General features: G+C 46.1%; 17 protein-coding genes and 3 tRNA genes. All 20 read left to right on the forward strand.

Annotated features, from left to right (window positions below; all coding sequences use genetic code 11):
• Nucleotides 1-56: 56 nt before the first annotated feature.
• The gene (ileS, locus tag V1L65_RS28045; RefSeq protein ID WP_331702651.1) at nt 57-3,143 is read left to right on the forward strand and encodes an isoleucine--tRNA ligase; all 3,087 of its coding nucleotides are present in this window, start codon (nt 57-59) and stop codon (nt 3,141-3,143) included.
• Between the two features lie 105 nt (nt 3,144-3,248).
• Nucleotides 3,249-3,602: a DUF5665 domain-containing protein gene (locus V1L65_RS28050; protein ID WP_331702652.1), complete on the forward strand. Its 354-nt coding sequence runs from the start codon at nt 3,249-3,251 to the stop codon at nt 3,600-3,602.
• A 144-nt stretch (nt 3,603-3,746) separates the two neighbouring features.
• Nucleotides 3,747-4,268, forward strand: coding sequence for a signal peptidase II (lspA, locus tag V1L65_RS28055; protein WP_331702653.1), 522 nt, complete (start codon nt 3,747-3,749; stop codon nt 4,266-4,268).
• On the forward strand, nt 4,249-5,193 hold the full coding sequence (locus V1L65_RS28060; RefSeq protein WP_331702654.1) for an RluA family pseudouridine synthase: 945 nt from the start codon (nt 4,249-4,251) through the stop codon (nt 5,191-5,193). The genes lspA and V1L65_RS28060 overlap by 20 nt, the downstream gene beginning before the upstream one ends.
• 278 nt (nt 5,194-5,471) lie before the next feature.
• Nucleotides 5,472-6,017: a bifunctional pyr operon transcriptional regulator/uracil phosphoribosyltransferase PyrR gene (pyrR, locus tag V1L65_RS28065; RefSeq protein ID WP_432499845.1), complete on the forward strand. Its 546-nt coding sequence runs from the start codon at nt 5,472-5,474 to the stop codon at nt 6,015-6,017.
• Nucleotides 6,014-6,913: an aspartate carbamoyltransferase catalytic subunit gene (locus V1L65_RS28070; protein ID WP_331702656.1), complete on the forward strand. Its 900-nt coding sequence runs from the start codon at nt 6,014-6,016 to the stop codon at nt 6,911-6,913. The genes pyrR and V1L65_RS28070 overlap by 4 nt, the downstream gene beginning before the upstream one ends.
• A 156-nt stretch (nt 6,914-7,069) precedes the next feature.
• Entirely contained in the window at nt 7,070-8,356 is a 1,287-nt protein-coding gene (locus tag V1L65_RS28075; protein WP_331702657.1) for a dihydroorotase, read from the forward strand.
• 27 nt (nt 8,357-8,383) lie between these two features.
• Nucleotides 8,384-9,520, forward strand: coding sequence for a glutamine-hydrolyzing carbamoyl-phosphate synthase small subunit (carA, locus tag V1L65_RS28080; RefSeq protein WP_331702658.1), 1,137 nt, complete (start codon nt 8,384-8,386; stop codon nt 9,518-9,520).
• Entirely contained in the window at nt 9,513-12,728 is a 3,216-nt protein-coding gene (carB, locus tag V1L65_RS28085; protein ID WP_331702659.1) for a carbamoyl-phosphate synthase large subunit, read from the forward strand. Before carA ends, carB begins: the two co-directional genes overlap by 8 nt.
• A gap of 26 nt (nt 12,729-12,754) precedes the next feature.
• A complete protein-coding gene (pyrF, locus tag V1L65_RS28090) occupies nt 12,755-13,489 on the forward strand; it encodes an orotidine-5'-phosphate decarboxylase (protein WP_432499717.1) in 735 nt (244 codons plus the stop codon).
• Nucleotides 13,482-14,120 carry an orotate phosphoribosyltransferase gene (gene pyrE, locus V1L65_RS28095; RefSeq protein ID WP_331702661.1) on the forward strand — a complete coding sequence of 213 codons (639 nt, stop codon included), beginning with the start codon at nt 13,482-13,484 and terminating at the stop codon, nt 14,118-14,120. The genes pyrF and pyrE overlap by 8 nt, the downstream gene beginning before the upstream one ends.
• 224 nt (nt 14,121-14,344) lie before the next feature.
• A complete protein-coding gene (locus V1L65_RS28100) occupies nt 14,345-15,115 on the forward strand; it encodes an ABC transporter ATP-binding protein (RefSeq protein WP_331702662.1) in 771 nt (256 codons plus the stop codon).
• Nucleotides 15,081-16,145: an efflux RND transporter periplasmic adaptor subunit gene (locus V1L65_RS28105; RefSeq protein WP_331702664.1), complete on the forward strand. Its 1,065-nt coding sequence runs from the start codon at nt 15,081-15,083 to the stop codon at nt 16,143-16,145. The genes V1L65_RS28100 and V1L65_RS28105 overlap by 35 nt, the downstream gene beginning before the upstream one ends.
• 3 nt (nt 16,146-16,148) lie before the next feature.
• A complete protein-coding gene (locus V1L65_RS28110; protein ID WP_331702665.1) occupies nt 16,149-19,067 on the forward strand; it encodes an ABC transporter permease in 2,919 nt (972 codons plus the stop codon).
• Nucleotides 19,068-19,073: 6 nt separating this feature from the next.
• Nucleotides 19,074-19,964: an ABC transporter ATP-binding protein gene (locus V1L65_RS28115; RefSeq protein WP_331702666.1), complete on the forward strand. Its 891-nt coding sequence runs from the start codon at nt 19,074-19,076 to the stop codon at nt 19,962-19,964.
• Nucleotide 19,965: 1 nt separating this feature from the next.
• Nucleotides 19,966-21,477, forward strand: coding sequence for an ABC transporter substrate-binding protein (locus tag V1L65_RS28120; RefSeq protein WP_331702667.1), 1,512 nt, complete (start codon nt 19,966-19,968; stop codon nt 21,475-21,477).
• Between the two features lie 158 nt (nt 21,478-21,635).
• Entirely contained in the window at nt 21,636-21,803 is a 168-nt protein-coding gene (locus V1L65_RS28125) for a hypothetical protein (RefSeq protein WP_331702668.1), read from the forward strand.
• A 164-nt stretch (nt 21,804-21,967) separates the two neighbouring features.
• A tRNA-Met gene (locus tag V1L65_RS28130) sits at nt 21,968-22,044 on the forward strand.
• A 37-nt stretch (nt 22,045-22,081) separates the two neighbouring features.
• A tRNA-Ile gene (locus V1L65_RS28135) sits at nt 22,082-22,158 on the forward strand.
• A gap of 18 nt (nt 22,159-22,176) precedes the next feature.
• Nucleotides 22,177-22,265, forward strand: a tRNA-Leu gene (locus V1L65_RS28140).
• Nucleotides 22,266-22,369: the final 104 nt, after the last annotated feature.

The raw sequence follows: 22,369 nt of genomic DNA on the forward strand, positions 1-22,369 counted from the left end.
TAAGCCTTAGTTGAGCCATTTAACCTTGTTTAGAAATTGCGAAGGGAGTTTATATAATGAGAAGAGTAGATGTAAAAGAACCAGCACGCAGCCGCGAGCTGCGCGTATTGCAGCAATGGAAGGAGCAGGATACGTTTAAGCAATCCATTGCAAACCGTGAAGGAAAACCTAACTTTGTTTTTTATGAAGGTCCCCCAACAGCTAACGGTGCGCCGCACATTGGCCATGTGCTGGGCAGAGTAATTAAAGATTTTGTATGCCGCTACAAAACGATGGCAGGCTATCGCGTCGTTCGTAAGGCAGGCTGGGATACGCATGGTTTACCTGTCGAGCTGGGTGTTGAAAAGCAGCTGGGCATTTCAGGTAAGCAAGAAATTGAAAATTACGGCGTAGAAGCATTTGTTAAGAAATGTAAAGACAGTGTGTTCGAATATGAGAAACAATGGCGCGAACTTACTGAGGCAATTGCTTATTGGACAGACCTTGATGATCCTTATATTACGCTCAAGAATGAATATATTGAAAGTGTATGGCATATTCTTGCGACTATTCACCGCAAAGGCCTGCTGTATCGCGGTCATCGCGTGAGCCCGTATTGCCCTTGCTGCCAGACGACTTTAAGCTCACATGAGGTAGCACAAGGCTATGAGGATGTTAAGGACTTGAGTGCAACAGCCAAATTCAAGCTTGTTGACAGTGGCGAGTTTATTTTGGCATGGACGACAACGCCTTGGACGCTTCCGGCTAACGTGGCGCTGGCTGTTCATCCAGAGCTCACATATGTAAAAGCAAAGAAAGACGGCGAAGTATATATCGTAGCACAAAATTTGGCTGAGACGGTATTAAAGGAAGACTTCGAGGTGCTTTCCGAGCTGAAAGGCGCTGATTTGGTTGGCCGCAGCTACGAGCCGCCATTCCAATACGCATCTATCGAAAAAGGCCATATCGTTATTGCTGGTGATTTTGTCAGCGATACGAGCGGTACAGGTATCGTTCATATCGCGCCTGCACATGGTGAGGATGACTACCGTGTAGCTCGCCAGAACGGCATCAGCATGCTGAGCGTTGTGAATAATGCTGGTCGCTATACAGACGAGGTTACTGATCTTGCAGGGCGTTTTGTGAAGGACTGCGATGTAGATATCGTAAAAATGCTAAGTGAAAAAGGCTTGCTATTCTCTAAGGAGCGCTATGAACATAGCTATCCGTTCTGCTGGCGCTGCAAATCACCGCTGCTTTACTATGCGACTGAAAGCTGGTTTATTGAAACAACCGCTGTCAAGGATCAGCTGATTGCCAACAATAATGGCGTTGATTGGTATCCTGGACATATTCGCGAAGGACGCTTCGGCAAATTCCTGGAGGATTTAGTCGATTGGAATATTAGCCGTAACCGTTATTGGGGCACACCGCTTAACGTTTGGATCTGCGAAGCAACAGGCAAACAGTATGCCCCAGACAGCATTGCTGACTTGCGCGCTCGCGCCGTAGGCGAGGTGCCGGAGGATATTGAGCTTCACAAGCCTTATGTGGACAGCATTCAATTAAGATCGCCATTTGCGGAAGGCGCTGTTATGAACCGTACTTCAGAAGTTATCGATGTATGGTTTGACAGCGGATCGATGCCTTTTGCCCAGCAGCATCATCCGTTTGAGAACGATCAGCAATTTGCAGAGCAATACCCTGCTGATATGATTTGCGAAGGCATTGACCAAACACGCGGCTGGTTTTTCAGCTTGCTTGCTGTTTCAACCCTTTATAATGGCAAGGCGCCTTATAAATCTGTTATCTCGACGGGCCATATTCTGGATGAGAACGGGCAGAAAATGTCCAAATCCAAAGGCAATGTTATCGACCCATGGGAAATTATTAATGAGTACGGAACTGATGCTTTCCGCTGGGCGCTGCTTGCCGATAGCGCTCCTTGGAACAGCAAGCGCTTCTCGCGCGGCATCGTTGGAGAAGCTAAATCTAAAGTTATTGATACGATTGTAAATACACATGCGTTCTACGCGCTCTATGCTTCCATTGACGGCTTTGATCCCGAAAAGCATCCAGCGGTAGCATCGACGAATAAACTGGATCACTGGATTGTTTCCAGACTGAACAGCTTGATCAAAACAGTTACGAAAGGGTTGGACGTTAATGACTTCCTAAACCCTGCCAAAGCGATTGAAACGTTTGTAGATGAGCTGAGCAACTGGTATATTCGCCGTTCAAGAGACCGTTTCTGGGGCAGCGGCTTGGCAGATGATAAAGTTGCGGCTTACCATACGCTTAGAGATGTGCTGTTGACATTATCACGATTGATCGCACCTTATGCGCCGCTTTTGGCTGAGGATGTATATGGCAATCTGGGCGGCAAAGGCAGCGTACATTTGGCTGATTATCCTGTTGCCAAAGATGAGCTTATTAATGAGACGCTGGAACGGGATATGGACAGCGCGAAGCAAATGGTTGAGCTGGCACGTAATGTCCGCAATGAAACAGCAATTAAAACACGCCAGCCATTGTCTGAGCTGATCGTTTCGCTTGATCGCGAATTTGAGCTTGCACCATACGAGGAAATTATTAAGGATGAAGTTAACGTGAAGCAAATTGTCGTTCAATCGTCCGACAGCGGCTTTGTAGACTTTACGTTAAAGTTGAATCTTAAGGTTGCAGGCAAAAAGTTCGGCAAGCTCGTTGGTCCGATCCAAGGCGAGCTGAAGGCTATGAGTCCGGAAGCAACTCGGGCAGTCGTGCAGGCTGGGGAGTGCAGGCTGGAAATTGCAGGCGAACAGGTCATTATCGCGCTGGATGAGCTGCTTGTAGAAAAGCAGGCGAAAAGCGGCTTTGCTTCTGCTTCGGCTGGAGGTATAACAGTAGCGCTGAATACTGAAATTACGACTGAGCTGGAGCAAGAGGGCTGGGTTCGTGAAGTTATTAGAGCGGTGCAGGATACGCGCAGAAAGCTTGATCTGCCGATTGAGAAGCGCATCGATCTAGTGCTGAACGTCGATGAAGAGCTGCATAGCGCGCTTACGGCTTTCGAGCATGTATTGAAGGATAATGTGCTGCTGCAATCCGTGCAATACGGCGAGACAGCAGATATGGAGAAAGTAGCGCTTGGCGAAAAAATAATTGGGATTTCCATTCAGTAATCGGGAAAGCTAAACAATGAACATAGCCCGCTTGCCTGCCGGTAATGTTGGCAGACAGCGGGCTATATCCTTAAAGGAAGAGAAATCAAAATGGGAGGTCTAACTATGAAGCGTATTGGTAAGCGGCGCAAAAAAAATGAAGTCAGGGATGAACAGCTGCCAATCGAGGAAAGACTGTCTCGTCTCGATCGCTCTCTAAACCGAATTGCAGTTGATATGGAAAAGACAAGAATGGCTGAATATGTCGATTTGCTTAATCGGCCTATTAGTTTGATATGGCGCAATTTGCTTGCGGGTACGGCCAGAGGTGTAGGGATTGCGATCGGTTTTACTTTTTTTGCAGCGACAATATTGTATTTCTTGAAAATACTCGGAGCGCTTAACCTGCCGATTATTGGCGACTACATTGCAGATATAGTACGTATTGTACAAATACAGCTGGAAGGGAAAAACTATTAATTCTCACCAATATTTTAAGCCTGAAGCCATGCAAACAAAGCGGTTGTGTGCGGATGGCATGGGCAGACTGGCTCGACCGGGATGCTTTATGCTACACTAAAGTGAACATATGGTTAGATTTTATTGTTGGCGAGGAGAGATTGCATGCGCTTTTACTATTACATAGTAGCGATAATTGTGCTAATACTTGATTTTATTACAAAAAAATTGATTGCAACACAAATGACGATCGATGAAGAAATAAGCATTATAGGCAATTTCTTTTTAATTACTTCCCATCGCAATCGCGGAGCTGCATTTGGCATTTTGCAGGAGCAAAGACTTTTTTTTATAATTATAACCGTCATCATTGTTTCAGGATTAATATGGTATATTCAAACAGTGAGAAAATCAGCACATGCCAGGCTTCTAGTCGGTCTTGGTCTGGTGCTCGGCGGAGCGATCGGCAATTTTATTGATCGGGCCCGTTTTGGCGAGGTTGTTGATTTTTTAAAGTTTAATTTCGGAAGCTATACATTCCCGATATTTAACATTGCAGATTCAGCAATTGTATGCGGGGTTGCTTTGATTTTACTGGACACATTGCTCACTGCCAAGCATGAAGGCAAGCCGATACAAGGCGGAGAGGACAAGGATCAAAACGAGAATGGACAACAATCAATTTGAAGATGAACAAATGTTGGAATGGACCGCAGATGAAGAGCAGGCAGGAGAAAGAATGGATAAATGGCTGCATGAGCAGCTGGATGACCCGTCAGTGTCCCGCACTCAAATTCAGGATTGGATAAAGGGCGGCGCTGTCAGTGTTGATGGTAAAACAGTAAAAAGCAATTATCGCATTACAGCTGGCGATCAAATTAAGGTAGAAATACCTTCTGTTGTAGAGGCAGAGATCGCAGCTGAGCCGATTCCGCTTGATATTGTATATGAGGATTCAGATGTCATCGTGATTAACAAGCCGCGCGGCATGGTTGTTCATCCTGCTCCTGGACATACTAGCGGTACAGTAGTTAATGCATTAATGTACCATTGCAAGGATTTATCCGGCATTAACGGGGTAATGCGGCCTGGCATCGTGCATCGCATCGACAAGGATACCTCTGGTCTGCTTATGGCTGCCAAAAATGATCTTGCGCATTTATCTTTAGCTGAGCAGCTGAAGGAGCATAGCGTGACCCGGAAATATATTGCTTTGGTGCATGGCAACCTACCACATGATACAGGAACGATTGACGCTCCTATAGGCAGAGATGCGAAGGATCGCAAGCAATTTGCTGTAACGGACGTAAACAGCAAGCATGCCGTCACTCATTTTGCTGTTCTAGAGCATATTGGCACTGACTTTACGCTGGTGGAGCTGCAGCTTGAAACCGGTCGCACGCATCAAATACGCGTTCATATGAAGTATATTGGCTATCCGTTAGCTGGCGATCCTGTATATGGCCGCAGCAAAACCGTTGCACTGCATGGTCAGGCGCTGCACGCTGCTGTTATCGGCTTTGATCATCCTAGAACAGGCGAGCGTCTTCTATTTGAGACAGAGCTTCCTTCAGATATGCAGCAGGTGCTGCTGCAATTAAAATCTAGATAAATAATCGGTATAAAAAATGTTGACATCTTTTGTCGAGCGTGGGATAATAACAACAACCTAAAGCAGTACCTTTAACTCAGTCCAGAGAGGCTGGCAAGGTAGCGTGAATAACTGATCATCAGTTGTTGGGATTGCTCATGGCCACATTACAGATGCGGTCATGCTAAGCTGTCTTATTTTACAACCGATGATTTCAGGCTCCTTGCATATAACGCAAGGAGCTTTTTTCGTTGCCATGTGTGGTTAAAAAATCGATATAGGAAGGAGTAAGCAATATGCTGGAGGAAGAACAACTCGTTATTATGGATGAAACGGCTATTCGCCGGGCTCTGACAAGAATTGCGCATGAAATTGTGGAAAAAAACAAAGGGATCGATAATTGCTGTATTGTAGGCATTCGTACGAGAGGCATCTACTTAGCTAAAAGAATTGCTGAGCGAATTGCAGATATTGAAGGCAAGCCTGTTGATTACAGTGAGCTTGATGTTACTCAATACCGGGATGATCGAGCAGACAGCAATCAGAAAGAAGCGGCACAGCTCCCTTTTCCTGTAAAAGAGAAAAAAATTATTCTCGTCGATGATGTTCTCTACACAGGCCGCACGATTCGCGCCGCAATGGATGCCATTATGGATGGCGGCAGGCCGCAAAGCATTCAGCTGGCAGTGCTTGTGGATCGAGGCCATCGCGAGCTGCCGATTCGTCCAGATTATGTAGGAAAAAACGTTCCGACCTCCAAGCAGGAAGAAATTAATGTTGCTCTCAACGACATCGATTCTAAGGACCAGGTTACAATCATCCACAATAGGGGGCAATCGGTATGATTATGACAAAAGTAAAACAACGAAGCTTGCTTGGCTTGAAGGAATTGAGCAAGGAAGAGATTGTATCCATTTTGGATCGTGCAGCATATTGGGAAAATCACGACAATACGGTGCACAATATCATGCAAGGCAAATTTGCCGTTAACATGTTCTTCGAAAATAGCACCCGCACACGTTTCTCCTTTGAAGTAGCCGAAAAGCGCCTGGGTACAGAGGTTATCAACTTCACAGCTGCAACCTCCAGCGTGCAAAAAGGCGAGTCCATCTACGACACTGTAAAAACATTGGAATCGATGGGAGTAGATGTAGGCATTATTCGTCTAAAGCCGATTGGAGTGCTGGCTGAAATTGCTCCTAAAATCAGTATGCCGCTTATCAATGCCGGTGATGGCAACAATGAGCATCCGACACAAGCGCTGCTTGACTTGTACACGATGCGCAAGCATTTTGGCTCGATTGAGGGCTTGAATGTAGTCATTGTAGGCGATGTGAAGCACAGCCGCGTAGCTCGCTCCAATGTATACGCCCTGCGCAAGTTTGGCGCCAAAGTAAGCTTTTGCACACCTCCGAATATGAGAGCCCCAGAGCTGGATGTACCATATATTAGCATGGAGGAAGCGCTGAAAGCTGATGTTGTGATGATGCTTCGCGTCCAATTGGAGCGTCATGAGAGCGGCATGCTGAATTCTGCAGAAGCTTATCGCCAAAACTATGGCTTGACGATGGAAAGAGCATCGCAAATATCGCCAAGCGCTATTATTATGCACCCGGCGCCGATTAATAGAAATGTTGAAATTGATGATGAGGTTGTCGAGCACGCTCAATCGAGAATTTTTCCGCAAATGAGCAACGGTGTGCCGATCCGCATGGCAGTAGTTGAAAGAGCGCTTAGCTAGCTGATTAGTGAAACGCGTGGAGTATTGGATTGCTAAAAATTAGAATAATTGGCAACTTAAAGAGTGTATTGCCCGCCGCTTTCCTTTGCAAGGTGCTCGCACCCGGTTTAGAAAAGTGCATATGCGGCTAAATCATAAATGTACGGAGGGTTACAAATGTCACTTTGGATATTGAACGGTCAAGTTTGGAATGAAGCTAGCAATGCGCTAGAGAATAAGCATATTCATGTAGTTGATGGCAAAATTGAAGCGCTGCTAGAAGGAAGCCTTGCCCCAGATACTGCTGGCGCTGAAGTTATTGATGCAGCAGGAAAGCTGGTATCAGCCGGTTTTATCGATATGCACGTGCATTTGCGTGACCCAGGCTTTGAATACAAAGAGGATATTGTTACAGGCTCGCGTTCAGCAGCCAAGGGCGGTTTTACAACTATCGCTTGCATGCCGAATACAAGGCCTGTAACCGATACGCCGGAAACTGTTCGCTACATTATAGATAAAGCAAACGAATCCGCGCTCGTAAAGGTGCTTCCTTATGCAGCCATTACTAAAAATGAGCTGGGACGGGAGCTTACAGATTTCGATGCTTTGAAAGAAGCGGGAGCAATCGGTTTTACGGATGATGGGGTTGGCGTGCAGAATGCGCAAATGATGAAAAATGCGATGGCGTTAGCCAAGTCGCTGGATATGCCTGTCATTGCTCACTGCGAGGATGATTCGTTGGTCGTCGGCGCATGGGCAACAGAGGGCGAATTTGCTCGTAAGCATGGCCTTAAAGGTATTCCGAATGAATCCGAGGCTATCCATGTAGGACGCGACATTTTACTGGCGGAAGCAACTGGGGTTCATTATCATGTGTGCCACGTCAGCACTGAACAGTCCGTGCGTTTAATCCGCTTGGCTAAGCAAATCGGCATTAAAGTTACAGCAGAGGTATGCCCGCATCACTTGATTTTGTCAGATGAAGACATTCCAGGATTGGATGATGCGAACTGGAAAATGAATCCGCCGCTTCGTTCGCCGCGCGACGTTGAGGCTGTTATAGAAGGACTTGAGGATGGAACGCTGGATATGATCGTTACCGATCATGCTCCGCATAGCGCAGAGGAAAAAGCTAAAGGCGTTGATCTGGCGCCGTTTGGCATCGTTGGCTTCGAAACAGCCTTCCCGCTGCTGTATACAAAATTTGTTGAAACAGGCAAATGGACGCTCGGATTTTTGCTTAAGCGTATGACTGAGGATCCAGCGCGAGTATTCAGATTGGAAAGCGGACGTCTCATTGCAGGCGCGCCTGCTGACCTCACTATTGTTGATCTGCAGATGGAGCGGGTGGTTGATCCAAGCACTTTTGCCTCCAAAAGCAATAATACACCGTTCGGCGGCTGGCAGTTAAAAGGCTGGCCAACTACTACGATCGTAAACGGTCAAGTAGCTTGGACGGAATAAATAAAAATATGTAAAGGAGCGAGTGGAATGCAAGCAAGACTATTATTAGAAGACGGAACTTTATTTACCGGAAAATCATTCGGCGCAGAAACAGAGCATGCAGGGGAAGTTATTTTCCATACAGGGGTAACTGGCTATCAAGAATTGATTTCCAGCCCTGCTTCCGCGGGTCAAATCGTCGTCATGACTTATCCGCTGGTAGGCAACTATGGAATTACTCGCAGTGAATTTGAGTCGCTGACACCGTTTATTCACGGGCTAGTCGTACGCAGCCACGAACCTTACCCAAGCAACTGGAGAGCGCAACACTCGCTGTCACAACTGCTTCAAAAACATGGTATTCCTGCAATTAGCGATATTGATACGCGTATGCTTACTCGCAAGCTGCGTCAAAACGGCTCCATGAGAGGCATAATCACAACAGGCAATGAATCAGTAGAAGCACTGCTGGAGAAGCTGAATGGTTCCAAGCCGGTAACAGATGCGGTTGAACGTGCGTCTACCTCCTCCATTTATTTTTGCCCAGGCAAAGGAGAGCGCGTAGTGCTTGTAGATTTCGGTGCGAAAAACAGCATTTTGGCTCAATTGATTAAAAGAGGCTGCGACGTTGTCGTAGTACCGCATAACACAACTGCAGCGCAAATTCGCGAGCTGTCCCCAGACGGAATCGTTTTGTCTGACGGACCAGGAAATCCGCAGGATCTTCCATATGCTATAGAAATGGTAAAAGAATTGCTGGGCGAGCTTCCGATTTTCGGGATCTCATTAGGTCATCAGCTGTTTGCTCTGGCATGCGGCGCCCGTACTGAAAAAATGAAATTTGGCCACCATGGCGGCAACTATCCGGTGAAGAAGCTTTCTACTAATGAATGCTTTATTACTTCACAGGGTCATGGATATGCCGTGCACAAGGATTCTGTACAAAGCACTGAGCTGGTGATTACGTACATTAATAATAACGATGGAACGGTAGAAGGACTGCAGCATCAGACAGCACCTGCCTTTTCTGTACAATTTCATCCTGAGTCAGCGCCAGGCTCACATGATTTGCTAAGTCTGTTCGACGAGTTTTTGACGATGATGATTGAACATAAAAATTCGAACAAAGTACCGCCGCAAGTAGCGCTAATGGAGAAATTGAAAGGAGAGCTTCAACATGCCTAGAAATAATAAATTGAAAAAAATTCTTGTAATTGGTTCAGGTCCTATCGTTATTGGTCAAGCAGCGGAATTTGACTATGCCGGCACACAGGCTTGTCAAGCGCTTAAGGAAGAAGGCTATGAAGTCGTTCTGATCAACAGCAATCCTGCTACGATTATGACGGACACAAATATGGCTGACAAAGTGTATATCGAGCCGATTACACTGGATTTTGTAACACAAATTATTAAGCAGGAGCGTCCGGACGGCTTGCTGCCGACATTGGGCGGTCAAACGGGTCTTAATATGGCAGTTGAGCTGGCAAAAGCAGGCGTGCTTGAGCGTGAAAATGTAAAACTGCTTGGAACGCAGCTGTCCGCAATTGAGAAAGCTGAGGATCGCGATCTGTTCCGTGAATTGATGCGTGAGCTGGAGCAGCCGGTTCCTGAGAGCGACATCGTAACAACGGTTGAAGATGCGGTTGCCTTTGCTAATGAAATCGGCTATCCGATCATCGTTCGTCCGGCGTTTACGCTTGGCGGCACTGGCGGCGGCATTTGCGCGGATGAGGAAGAGCTGCGCGAGGTTGTAGCTTCAGGCATTCGCTATAGCCCAATTAACCAATGTCTAATTGAAAAATCTATCGCGGGCATGAAAGAAATTGAGTATGAAGTTATGCGCGATGCTAATGACAATTGCATCGTTATATGCAATATGGAGAACGTTGACGCAGTCGGCGTTCATACAGGAGACAGTATCGTAGTAGCTCCAGCACAAACGATGTCGGATCATGAGCATCAAATGCTTCGCACTGCATCTCTGAAAATTATTAGCGCTCTAAATATCGAAGGCGGCTGCAACGTGCAGTTCGCGCTCGATCCGTACAGCTATCAATACTATGTAATCGAAGTAAATCCTCGTGTCAGCCGTTCTTCAGCACTTGCCTCCAAGGCTACAGGCTATCCAATCGCCAAGATGGCAGCTAAAATTGCAGTAGGCTATACACTGGACGAAATCGTAAATCCGGTTACGGGAAAAACCTATGCTTACTTTGAGCCGGTGATCGACTACGTCGTTTCCAAAATTCCGCGTTGGCCATTCGATAAATTCGTGAGCGCGAACCGCAGACTCGGCACACAAATGAAAGCGACTGGTGAAGTAATGGCAATCGGCCGCACATTTGAGGAGTCTATTCACAAAGCGGTACGTTCACTGGAAATTGGCACACACCGCTTGTTTTTAAAGGAAGCATCCGATCTTGAAGACGGCGTACTGCGCACAAGACTGGAGAAGCCAGACGATGAGCGTATATTTCTGCTAATGGAAGCTTTCAGAAGAGGCTTCAAGCTGCAAGAAATTCAAGATCTGACCAAAATCGACTGGTGGTTCCTAAACAAGTTTGAAAATATTTTTAAATTTGAGCAGCTGCTTGCAAGCGAGAAGGAACTGAGTGCTGAGCTTTTGTTGGAAGCAAAACGGATGGGTCTGGCGGATCGTTCGATTGCGGAGATTCGCAGCGAAGCCTTCCCTGGAGAAGCTAACACAGAAGAAGCTGAAATACGCGAGCTAAGATTGCAGCATAATATTAAACCAGTTTACAAAATGGTCGATACATGCGCGGCGGAATTTGAAGCTTTGACACCATACTATTATTCTACGTACGAAGTAGAGAATGAAGTTACAGAAACAGAAAAACAAAAAATTGTCGTGCTTGGCTCAGGTCCAATTCGTATCGGCCAAGGCGTTGAATTTGACTACTCCACCGTTCATGCGGTTTGGGCTATTCAAAAAGCAGGCTATGAAGCGGTTATTATCAATAACAATCCTGAGACCGTATCGACTGACTTCAGCACCTCTGACCGCCTATATTTTGAACCGCTGTTCCTGGAAGATGTGCTTCATGTCATTGAACAAGAGCAGCCAATTGGTGTAATCGTTCAATTCGGCGGCCAAACAGCAATCAATCTGGCAGCACCGCTAGCTAAGGCGGGCGTGCAAATTCTTGGCTCGAGCCTTGAAAGCATCGATTCTGCCGAGGATCGTAAAAAGTTCGAGGCACTGCTTCGCAAGCTGGAAATCGCTCAGCCGAAAGGCAGCACCGTCACATCTGTGGATGAAGCTGTAGGAACAGCTCAAGCGCTGGGTTATCCTGTGCTGGTAAGACCTTCCTATGTACTTGGCGGACGCGCGATGGAAATCGTATATTCCGATGAGGAATTGCTGAACTACATGGAGGTAGCAGTAAAAATCAATCCTGAGCATCCTGTGCTTATTGATCGTTATATGCTTGGCCAAGAAGCTGAAGTAGATGCGATTTGTGATGGCGAAACGGTTCTAATACCTGGTATAATGGAGCATGTTGAGCGGGCTGGTGTTCACTCCGGCGACTCGATCGCGGTATACCCTCCACAATCATTAAGCGATGAGATTAAAAATGAAATTGTGGATATGACAATTAAAATTTCCAAAGAGCTGAAAGTAGTCGGCCTTGTGAACATTCAATTTGTCATCCATCAGCAAAAAGTGTATGTAATCGAAGTAAATCCTAGATCTTCACGGACAGTTCCGTTTATGAGCAAGGTTACCACGATACCGATGGCCAATCTGGCAACCCAAGCTATTTTGGGCATCAAGCTAGCTGATCAAGGCTATACAGACGGATTATGGCCGGAAGATAAGCATGTTTCCGTAAAAGTGCCGGTGTTCTCCTTCGCTAAGCTGCGCCGCGTTGACCCAACGCTTACACCGGAGATGAAATCGACAGGCGAGGTTATGGGCCGTGATGTTTCTTATGCCAAGGCGCTTTACAAAGGCTTGATCGGCGCAGGAATGAAAATTCCTTATGCGGGCTCCATTATCGCAACGGTTGCTGATAAGGACAAGGAAGAAGCGATCGAGCTATTGCGCGGCTTTTACACTATTGGTTATACGATTTATGCAACAGGCGGCACAGCTGCTGCGCTTGAAACGGCGGGTATTAATGTGACTCCGGTTAACAAGCTAAGCGAAGGTTCGCCGAATATTCTCGATCTGATTAGAGAAGGCAAAGCGCATTTTGTTGTCAACACATTAACAAGAGGCAAAGCGCCTGAGCGCGACGGCTTCCGTATTCGCCGCGAAGCGGTCGAGAATGGAGTAGTCTGCTTGACTTCTCTTGATACGGTGCGCGCTCTGCTCGGCATGCTGCAAACGATCAACTTCTCTTCTGAGGCAATGCCGGCAAAACTTTAACAAAATTAAGGGCGGAGGGAATGCAAGTGAGGCTTACAAAGGATCAAGCGGCAAGCCGCATTATGGTGGCGCTCGATTATCCGAGCGCTGGCGAGGCGGAGCGGCTGCTTGCCCAGCTGCAAGGCATTCCGTGTTATATGAAGGTGGGCATGCAGCTGTTTTATGCTGCAGGCCCTTCCTTTGTGGAAAGCTTGAAAGCCAAAGGATATTCCGTTTTTCTGGACGTAAAAATGCATGATATACCTAACACGGTGAAGGGCGGAGCTATGAGCATCGCAAAGCTTGGCGTAGACATGTTCAATGTGCATGCAGGCGGCGGCAGGGCGATGATGGAAGCAGCGCTGGAAGGTGTAGAGAACGTGCTCGGCAGCGCCAACAAAAAGCCGATCGTGATAGCTGTAACGCAGCTGACAAGTACGAATCAGCAGGTTTTGAATGAGCAAATTGGCATAAGTGGTTCCGTAGAGCAAGCGGTATTGCATTATGCAAAGCAAACTCAGCTGGCAGGTCTGCATGGCGTAGTTGCTTCTCCTTCTGAGGTTGAAGCAATTAAAGCGGCATGCGGCCATTCCTTCCAAACCATTACACCTGGTATACGTCCTTTGGGCGCAGCGGTGAATGATCAATCCAGAATTATGACGCCAAGGGACGCTGTACTGGCAGGAACGGACTATTTAGTCATCGGAAGACCGATTACAGCTGCCGCTTCTCCGAGAGAAGCGATTGAAGCTATTATTGAGGAGATGATTTCAGTTGAGTAATGAACAATTGCCTAAACAAATCGCCAAACATTTGTTGAGCATTGAAGCAGTTGCTTTACGGCCTAACGATCCTTTCACATGGACATCGGGTATCAAGTCGCCTATCTATTGCGATAATCGCTTAACGATGGCTTACCCGGAAATTCGTGATGTAGTGGCTGACGGTTTTGTAACTATTATTAAAGAGCAGTATCCTGAAGCAGAAGTGATTGCCGGCACCTCTACAGCAGGCATTCCTCATGCTGCTTGGGTTGCTCAAAAAATGAATTTGCCTATGGCTTATATTCGTGATAAGGCGAAAGGACATGGCAAGCAAAATCAAATTGAAGGCCGCATTGCTGAGGGGCAAAAGGTAATCGTCATTGAAGATTTGATCTCGACAGGCGGAAGCTCGCTAAAGGCTGCGCTTGCTGTTCGCGAAGCGGGTGCTGAACCGCTAGCAGTTCTTGCTATTTTCTCTTATCAATTCAAGCAAGCGATTGATGCCTTTGCAGAAGCAGGCATTCCGCTTCAAACGCTCTCGAATTATACAGCCCTGATTGAAACTGCAGTCGAGCTGGGCACTGTACAGCCGGAGGAAGTTGCAAGTTTGCAGCAGTGGCGCGAAGATCCTCAGTCTTTTGGCAAATAGTTATTATACTTATGGAGCATCCCGTTAACGGGATGCTTTTTTGGTGAATTCGCCTCTGCTGCGGCTAAGATAGGCCCAAAAATAAGCTTCAAATTTAATTATTGGAAAAATGTTTTCAACTTAATGCCAAAAGTCGTAACTTTTCAGGCACGAACACCGTCTATGTTGTAAGATTAGAATTATGAAAGAAATACATAACAAAATAGGGGGTATAGGAGGAGCTCATGAAAGCAGTGGAATTAGATGAGAAGGAGAAACTAGAGACGACTGCTTCTGACCAGCCAGCATCGCATACAAGCGCTTCGGCTCATAATAGCAATGATACCGGCAAGCTAATGGTTGTTGAAAATGTCGAACGCACCTTTCAGGTTGGCGGGAAGGCCCTGCATGTTCTTAAAGGCATCAATATGGAGCTTGAGCGGGGTAAGCTTGTTATGCTTCGCGGCAGGTCTGGGTCAGGTAAAACAACCTTGCTCAATTGTTTGGGAGGACTTGATATTCCTAGCAAGGGCGAGGTTATATTTGACAATAAGCAGTTCAGCCGCATGAATGATGATGACAGAACCAAAATTCGTAGATCCCAGATGGGTTTTATATTTCAGGCGTATGCATTAATGCCTCTTCTGTCAGCTTGGGAAAACGTCGAGCTGTCTCTTCGTATGGCTGGAACTCCGCGCTCGGAATGGAAGGAGAGGGTAGCAGAATGCCTGGAGCTGGTTGGATTGGGCAAACGCATGAAGCATCGTCCCTTCGAAATGTCCGGCGGAGAGCAGCAGCGCGTAGCTATAGCAAAGGCAATCGCCCATCGTCCCATTCTTTTGCTTGCCGATGAACCGACTGCCGAGCTGGATTCCAGCATGGCGGCGCAAGTGATGGCATTATTCCAAAATATTATTCGCAATGAACACGTTACAGTATGTATGACTACACACGATCCCACAATTATGGAGGTTGCCGATCATGTCTATGAAATGGTGGACGGGAAATTTATTTAAACGTTCATTTGTTGTTGCACTCAGTTTATCTATTATATTAACTAGCGGATGCTCCCTATTACCGTCCGAGGGCGAGGAAGAGGTTTTACCAGAAATCAACCCGCCTGCTATTGCAAAGAGACCGGAATATACGGTTTCGACAGATACGCTTGAAACGAAGGTTCAGGTTATGGGAAAGCTGATTTCGCTAGAAGAAGAAACGATGTTCTTTACTTCTGAGAACAAGCATTTGAAGGAGCTTTATGTTAAAACAGGAGACGTTGTGCAGGCGGGCGATCTTATCGCCGAGCTTGATGTCGACGATTTGGAAAAAACGCTGCGGAACGAAAGGTTATCCTTCAAGCGAGAAGAAACCTTGATGAAGGAAACGCTGCGAACACGCGACGAGATGGATCCTATTGATTTTGAAGAAAAAAGAATCGCTTTCGAGGAACGCCGGCAAAAACTGCTTGATCTGGAGGAAGAGATTTCGAAAGCTCAGCTATATGCGCCATTTAGCGGGACGATCGTATCCGTAGATGTTCAAAAAGGTGCACTTATTAAAGCCTATCAATCAATTGCAATTGTAGCAGATACCTCCCTTATCGTTCCAGCTGCAAAGCTGACCAAAAATGAGCTTGAAAAAGTAGCGGTTGGCATGGAAGCTGTTGTTACCATGAGCAATATCGGCAAATTTAAAGGTAAAATTAAAACGCTGCCGGCTCCAAAAACTGAACAGAACAATAACGGAAATCCAAATGAAAATAATAAGCCTGAGCGTCCTGAAGACTTTATGATTATTGATATTGCAGAGCTTCCTAAGGAAGTAAATCGCGGCATGCCATTATCGATTGATATTATTACAAAACGTACTGAAAACGCGATAGTAATTCCACCATCTACTCTTCGTACTATTGGGTCCCGCACTTATGTACAAGTAATTGAGAATGATGTAAAGCGCGAGGTTGACGTTGAGGTCGGCCAGCAAACGCCTACTCAGGTGGAAATATTGAAAGGCCTGGAGCCTGGACAGAAAGTTGTAGGTCGATAGCCAATGGGATTTCCGCTGTTTCGATTTTTATTCCGAAAGATGTGGAATACAAGATGGCTGACGTTAAGCACGCTGGCAGGGCTCGTAATTGCAGTTGCTTTTGCAACAAGCATTCCGATGTATGCTGATGGTGCGCTTAAACGTGTGGTAGCAGAATCTTTGCAGGAGAAAAGCGCGGGGCTTCCTGCTGGTTCATTATTGATGAGGTATCAATCTCCTCCTGGCGAAAAAACAGATTTGGCAGCTTTAAAGGGTCTGGAGGATTATATTAATGGAAGCATTCCAGAACTAATCCCTTTTTCTTACGACACTTTCTTGCAAACTTATTCAATTCGCAGCGCAGATGTCGTGCCTGAAGACCCAATGAAGGTAGATCCTGGCCGAAATCGTCAGTTTACCATTTCATCCATGACTAATCTGGAAGAGCATACCGAGCTGGCGCAGGGACAATGGTTCAGCAGCAGTGCGGGCAAGGGCGATATTATTGAAGCTGTACTGTTTGAAGAAGCGATGTTCAGAAATGATTTACATATCGGGGATGTGCTTCTTTACCCCGTTAGCGGCTCAAATATGAAGCTGCGTGTCAAAATCGTCGGAGCGGTTAAACCGTTAGTCGACACTGACCCATATTGGTATCAAGGTCTTGAAAGCTTGCTTGGTACATTGCAGGTAAGCGAGGAGACATTTAATAATATATTGCTGTCTCAACATCGTATTCCGCTTCATAGCGCGGGCTGGTATTATTCTTTTGATTTATCAACGGTCAAAACGAGCCAGCTTACACCGCTCGGAAACACCCTTGATCGCATTAATATTGACTTATATCAAAAGTTAAAAGAAACACGTGTAGAAATTTCGTTCGCTAATTTGCTTACCGATTTTAAAAAGCAGAGCCTGCAGCTGCAAACGATGCTATTTACGCTCGCGGCTCCCATGATTGCCATGGTGTTCTTCTTCATCGCGATGAATGCAAGACAAGCGCTTGATAAGCAGCGCAGCGATATTGCGGTATTGCGAAGCAGAGGGGCCAGAACAAGCCAGATCATATGGATTTATTTGATCGAAGGGTTATTTCTCGGCGCAGTTGCGCTGGCGCTAGGACCGATGCTCGGCTGGTTTATGGCCAAGAGCATAGGCTCAGCAAACGGGTTTCTCTCCTTCGTCAATCGCAAATCGATACCGATCGGCTTTTCAACAGAAGCGCTCATTGCAGGCGGGGCTGCAGTCTTGCTAGCGATACTGGCAACTGTAATTCCAGCAATTATTTATGCCAGATCGTCAATTGTAGGCTATAAGCAAAAGCTGGCTAGATCGGATCGCAAGCCAATGTGGCAAAGATGGTTTCTTGATATCTTGCTGCTGGCTGCCGCAGGCTATGGCTGGTATATGTTCCAGGAAAGACAGATGCTTACTTTCCAGACCGGAATGACGACGGATCAGCTGAACGTTCAGCCATTTCTGTTTTTCGTGCCTGCCATTGCGATATTTGCAATCGGACTGTTCTTTCTGAGATTGTTTCCATGGCTGCTGAAGCTGTTCAATTGGCTGGGACGCAAGTTTTTGCCTGTTCCGTTGTATTTGACGCTTACTCAGCTGTCTAGATCTTCTCATGGCTATTATTCATTGATGATCTTACTCGTTTTAACGCTTGGATTAGGTGTTTACAATGCTTCTGCAGCTAGAACGATAGATTTGAACTCCACTGAAAGAACGCTCTATAAATATGGTTCGGATGTCATTATTCAAACCGTATGGGAAGGTACACCTGAACTGCCTGCGACAGGCGGTGGCAACCCTGGCGGCGGTGGAGGCAACCCAGGCGGCGGAGGCGGAGGCAATCCTGGCGGCGGCGGAGGCGGCAACCCTGGCGGAGGTGGTGGTGGCAACCCTGGAGGGGGAGGCAACAATCCTGCTCCTTCAAAAATCTTATATAATGAGCCTCCTTTTGAAGTATTTCGAGAAGCAGAAGGAGTTGAAGCTGTAGCACGTGTACTGCAGACGAAGGGTAACGTTGTTGTTTCAGGCAAATCAATAGGGCAAGGCACTGTACTAGGCATTGATAATGATCAGTTTGCCAAGGTGGCATGGTTCCGCAATGATTTGTTCCCTGTCCATCCGTACCACTATTTAAACAATCTCGGCTTGTTTGAGCATGCGGCTATTATTCCGACGAATGTTGCTGAGAAATATCAGCTTAAGCTGGGCGACAGCATTTCTGTCGGTTTTCAGGACGGCATGCTTGAATTTGCCATTGTAGGCATCCTGCCTTATTGGCCAACGCAGTATCCAGACAAAACACCGTTTATTATTACAAATCTGGACTTTATATACGATCAGCTTCCGATCATTCCATATGATGTATGGATTAAGATGAAACCGGAGGCAAAGCTCGCGCCATTAGTTGAATATTTGCAAAAAAATGGCGTTGATCTGGCCTCGGTTACCGATGTGCGCAGCGAATTGCTTACACAGGCTAAGCATCCTACACGCGGCGGCGTATTCGGTATTCTGAGCTTGGGCTTCCTCGTTTCGGTCATTATTACGTTAGCTGGCTATATTTTATATTGGTTCTTCAATTTATCAGGCCGAGTTGTCCAGTTCGGGGTGCTTAGAGCGATGGGATTATCGCGCAGGCAGCTGACAGGCATGCTGCTCCTTGAACAAATTTTTACAGCTGGGCTGGCGATTGGGCTGGGAGTTGTAATCGGTAAAGTTGTAAGCTTACTGTTCCTGCCATTTTTACAAACAGCAGAGAATGTGGCTGAGACCGTACCGCCATTCAGAGTTATTTTCAATGCAAATGATACGAACCAATTATTTATCGTTGTCGGTGTCATGATGGCGATAGGAGCATTGCTGCTCTTCCTGCATATTCGCAGACTTCGTGTGCATCAAGCAGTGAAAATGGGAGAGGAGCGTTAATCCAATATGATTGAATGTGAAGGGCTAGTCAAAATATTCAAGTCGGATGATTTGGAGGTCGTTGCTCTCCAAGGGCTTAATCTAAAGGTTGAACCAGGCGAGCTTATGGCTATTATTGGAAACAGCGGCAGCGGAAAATCGACCCTGCTGAATACACTGGGCGGCTTGGACCGCCCTTCCGCTGGTACCGTAAAAGTAGGCCAGTGGGATTTATTGAAAATTTCAGAGGAAGATTTAGTGCAATATAAACGGGATACAGTAGGGTTTATATGGCAAAATAACGCACGCAATCTGCTTCCGTATCTTACTGCTCTCGAGAATGTGGAAATGCCGATGATGCTGTCAGGCAAAATGGACCGGGAATATGCCAAGCAGCTGCTTGAATGGGTAGGCTTGAAGGAGCGCATGCATAATAAGCTGCATCAGCTATCCGGGGGGGAACAGCAAAGGGTTGCCATCGCTATTTCCTTGTCGAACCGTCCACAGCTTCTGCTTGCGGATGAGCCGACCGGCTCGGTTGACACCGCAACTTCGGATCTTATTATGGGCATTTTCAGACGATTAAATCGCGAGCTGGGCATTACAATCGTTATCGTTACGCATGATCTGTCTCTAGCTAGCAAGGTGGATCGGGTGGTCGCCATTCGAGATGGACTGACAAGTACAGAATTTATTAAACGCAATACCAATTTGGATTCTAATTTATCTTTTGCGCAGCAGAACGTTGGCGGCAGCTTGCAGGAAGTACACGAAGCATATGTTGTGGTTGATCGCGTAGGCAGGCTGCAGGTGCCAAAGGAATACTTGGCCGCTCTTGAAATTAAAGATAAAGCGACGATGGAGTTTGACGGTGAACGAATAATTATTTCTTCACCCAAAAAAATAGGAGGAGAATAAAATGGGGAAGTCAAAAACAAGTTTAAAAGGATGGCGTAAAGCAATTGTAATTGGATTAACGCTAGTATTCATCGTCAGTTTATTAAGTGCCTGCAGCAAGGGAACAGGCGGCAAGAGTAATGAGAATACCGTCGTTCGAATCGGGTATTTGTATGGCGGCTCTGATAATGAGCCATATATGCGCCAGCAATACACAGATACGTATGAAATCATGAACAAAAATGTAACCTTTGAATTCGTAGGCGCGGTTAACTATGATGATCAAAGATTTGAACAGCAATCTGATCCAAGCAAGCCGGTTGAGCAGCCGGATGCATATGAGAAGATGAAGGAGATGCTTACAGGCGCCAATCCTGTAGATGTCGTTATACTGGATTTCGGTTTGCTGCGCCGTCTGACGCAGGATAATCTGCTGAAGCCGCTTGATCCGCTTATTCAGCAGGATAAATTTGATATTAGCGATTACGTTCCAACTGTTATCGAAGGCATTAAATCAGTTGGCGACAATAATCTTTATGCCCTAACGCCAACGTTCTCTTCTTCCGCATTATTTTATAACAAAAAAATGTTCGCCGAAGCAAATATTGAGCCGCCAGTTGATAAAATGACTTGGGATGATGTGTTTAATAAGGCCCGCCAATTGGCTAAAGGCGAAGGACTAGACAGTCAATTTGGCTTCTCCTTTAATCGTTGGGTATCGGATGGATTCAGCGATATCAATTACTACAGCAACGCCTTGCAACTGCGCATGTGGGATGACAATGCTGACAAAATGCTCATTAACAGCCCGCAATGGCAGCAGGTGTGGGATACGGTAATTTCATTGCACAAGGATAAAGTTATTCCGAATCAGGAATATATGAACTTGTACTACGAAAAGCAAAATGAATCCGGTGCTCAGGATCCTTTTTACGGAGATCTGTTCGTAACTGGAAAAGTAGGCATGATGATTTCTGATTACTACTATATTAATGAGCTGAAAAAAATAGGCGAAAATGCTTCAAAAATCAAAGATTTTGAAATGGTGGACTGGGATGTTGTAACACTTCCTACCGATCCGTCGACACCAGGCGTTGGTGGAAATATCAGCCTTAATCAATTGATGGGCATTAATGCCCGTGCTCAAAATCCAGAAGGAGCTTGGGACTTCATTAAATTTATTAATGGCAAGGATTGGGCTAAGATCAAATCAAGAAGCTTGTACGAGATGGCAGCCAGAAAAGAATTCCTACAGCCGATTGGCGGTTTGCAGTACAATTTGGACGCCTTTACTACATTGCGCCCTTATCCTCCAGTTACTAACAATGACGAAAAAATTTATCGTGAAAAACCGGGCATATGGGAAGCGCAAGGCTATGGCTATGAGCTGTTCCAGCAGGTCATAGCTGGCGATAAAGACACCAAAGAGGCGCTTGCGGAATGGGAAACGAAAGGCAATGCCGCGCTTGAACGTACAGCTACAGAAGGTGATGGCGGTATAGGCGTGATGCCGATGCCTAGACCTATGTATTAATTGTTAACTCGAAAGCACTTATAATATTAGAAGAGGCTTGTCAGTGTCTATAAGGCGCACTGACGAGCCTTTTTGATTTTTTTATATGTCTGAAGAGTATGCAGTGCAATATCCGGGGGAATTATATAAATGAACAGCTGTGAAAGAGAGGGATACGCTTGAAGTGGGTTTACTGGATCCGATTATACGAAACAAAATTTCAAGCCGGCTGCTTAGCGCGCAGGATGGAAAATGACGGCTGGCTGTATGGTTTTGAACAGGCTCGTGAAATCGAAATATTCCGTTCAAGAAAGGGCCGTTACGGAGTAAGATTTTTAAAAACATAATAATTTAAGGCGTTCAAAAACGATAAGTTTAATGCTGATTATACCCACTAAAAATCATCCAAAAAGTTTACCAATATTTTTTTTGAAAAAAGGCTTGACTGTATATATCGATATATAGTATATTAATTGATGTCGCCATTTACAAAAAGTTTTAAGAACGATGACGCGGGGTGGAGCAGCTCGGTAGCTCGTCGGGCTCATAACCCGAAGGTCACAGGTTCAAATCCTGTCCCCGCAACCAACCTTAAAATGATCTAATTTACATAACCTTATTTTAAGGGCCCTTAGCTCAGTTGGTTAGAGCGGTCGGCTCATAACCGATTGGTCGGGGGTTCGAGTCCCTCAGGGCCCACCACTTTATAGTCATTCCTTCGCCGGGGTGGCGGAATTGGCAGACGCACAGGACTTAAAATCCTGCGGTAGGTGACTACCGTACCGGTTCGATCCCGGTCCTCGGCACCATTTGAATACATAATGTATTGAAGCGACATAGATCAGATCTGCTAAGAGAGAAAAGGAAAGAAAGTCCTGTATGCTGCAAGTCAGCATGCAGGACTTTTTTTGTC

Source organism: Paenibacillus sp. IITD108 (genome assembly GCF_036541265.1).
GTDB lineage: Bacteria > Bacillota > Bacilli > Paenibacillales > Paenibacillaceae > Pristimantibacillus.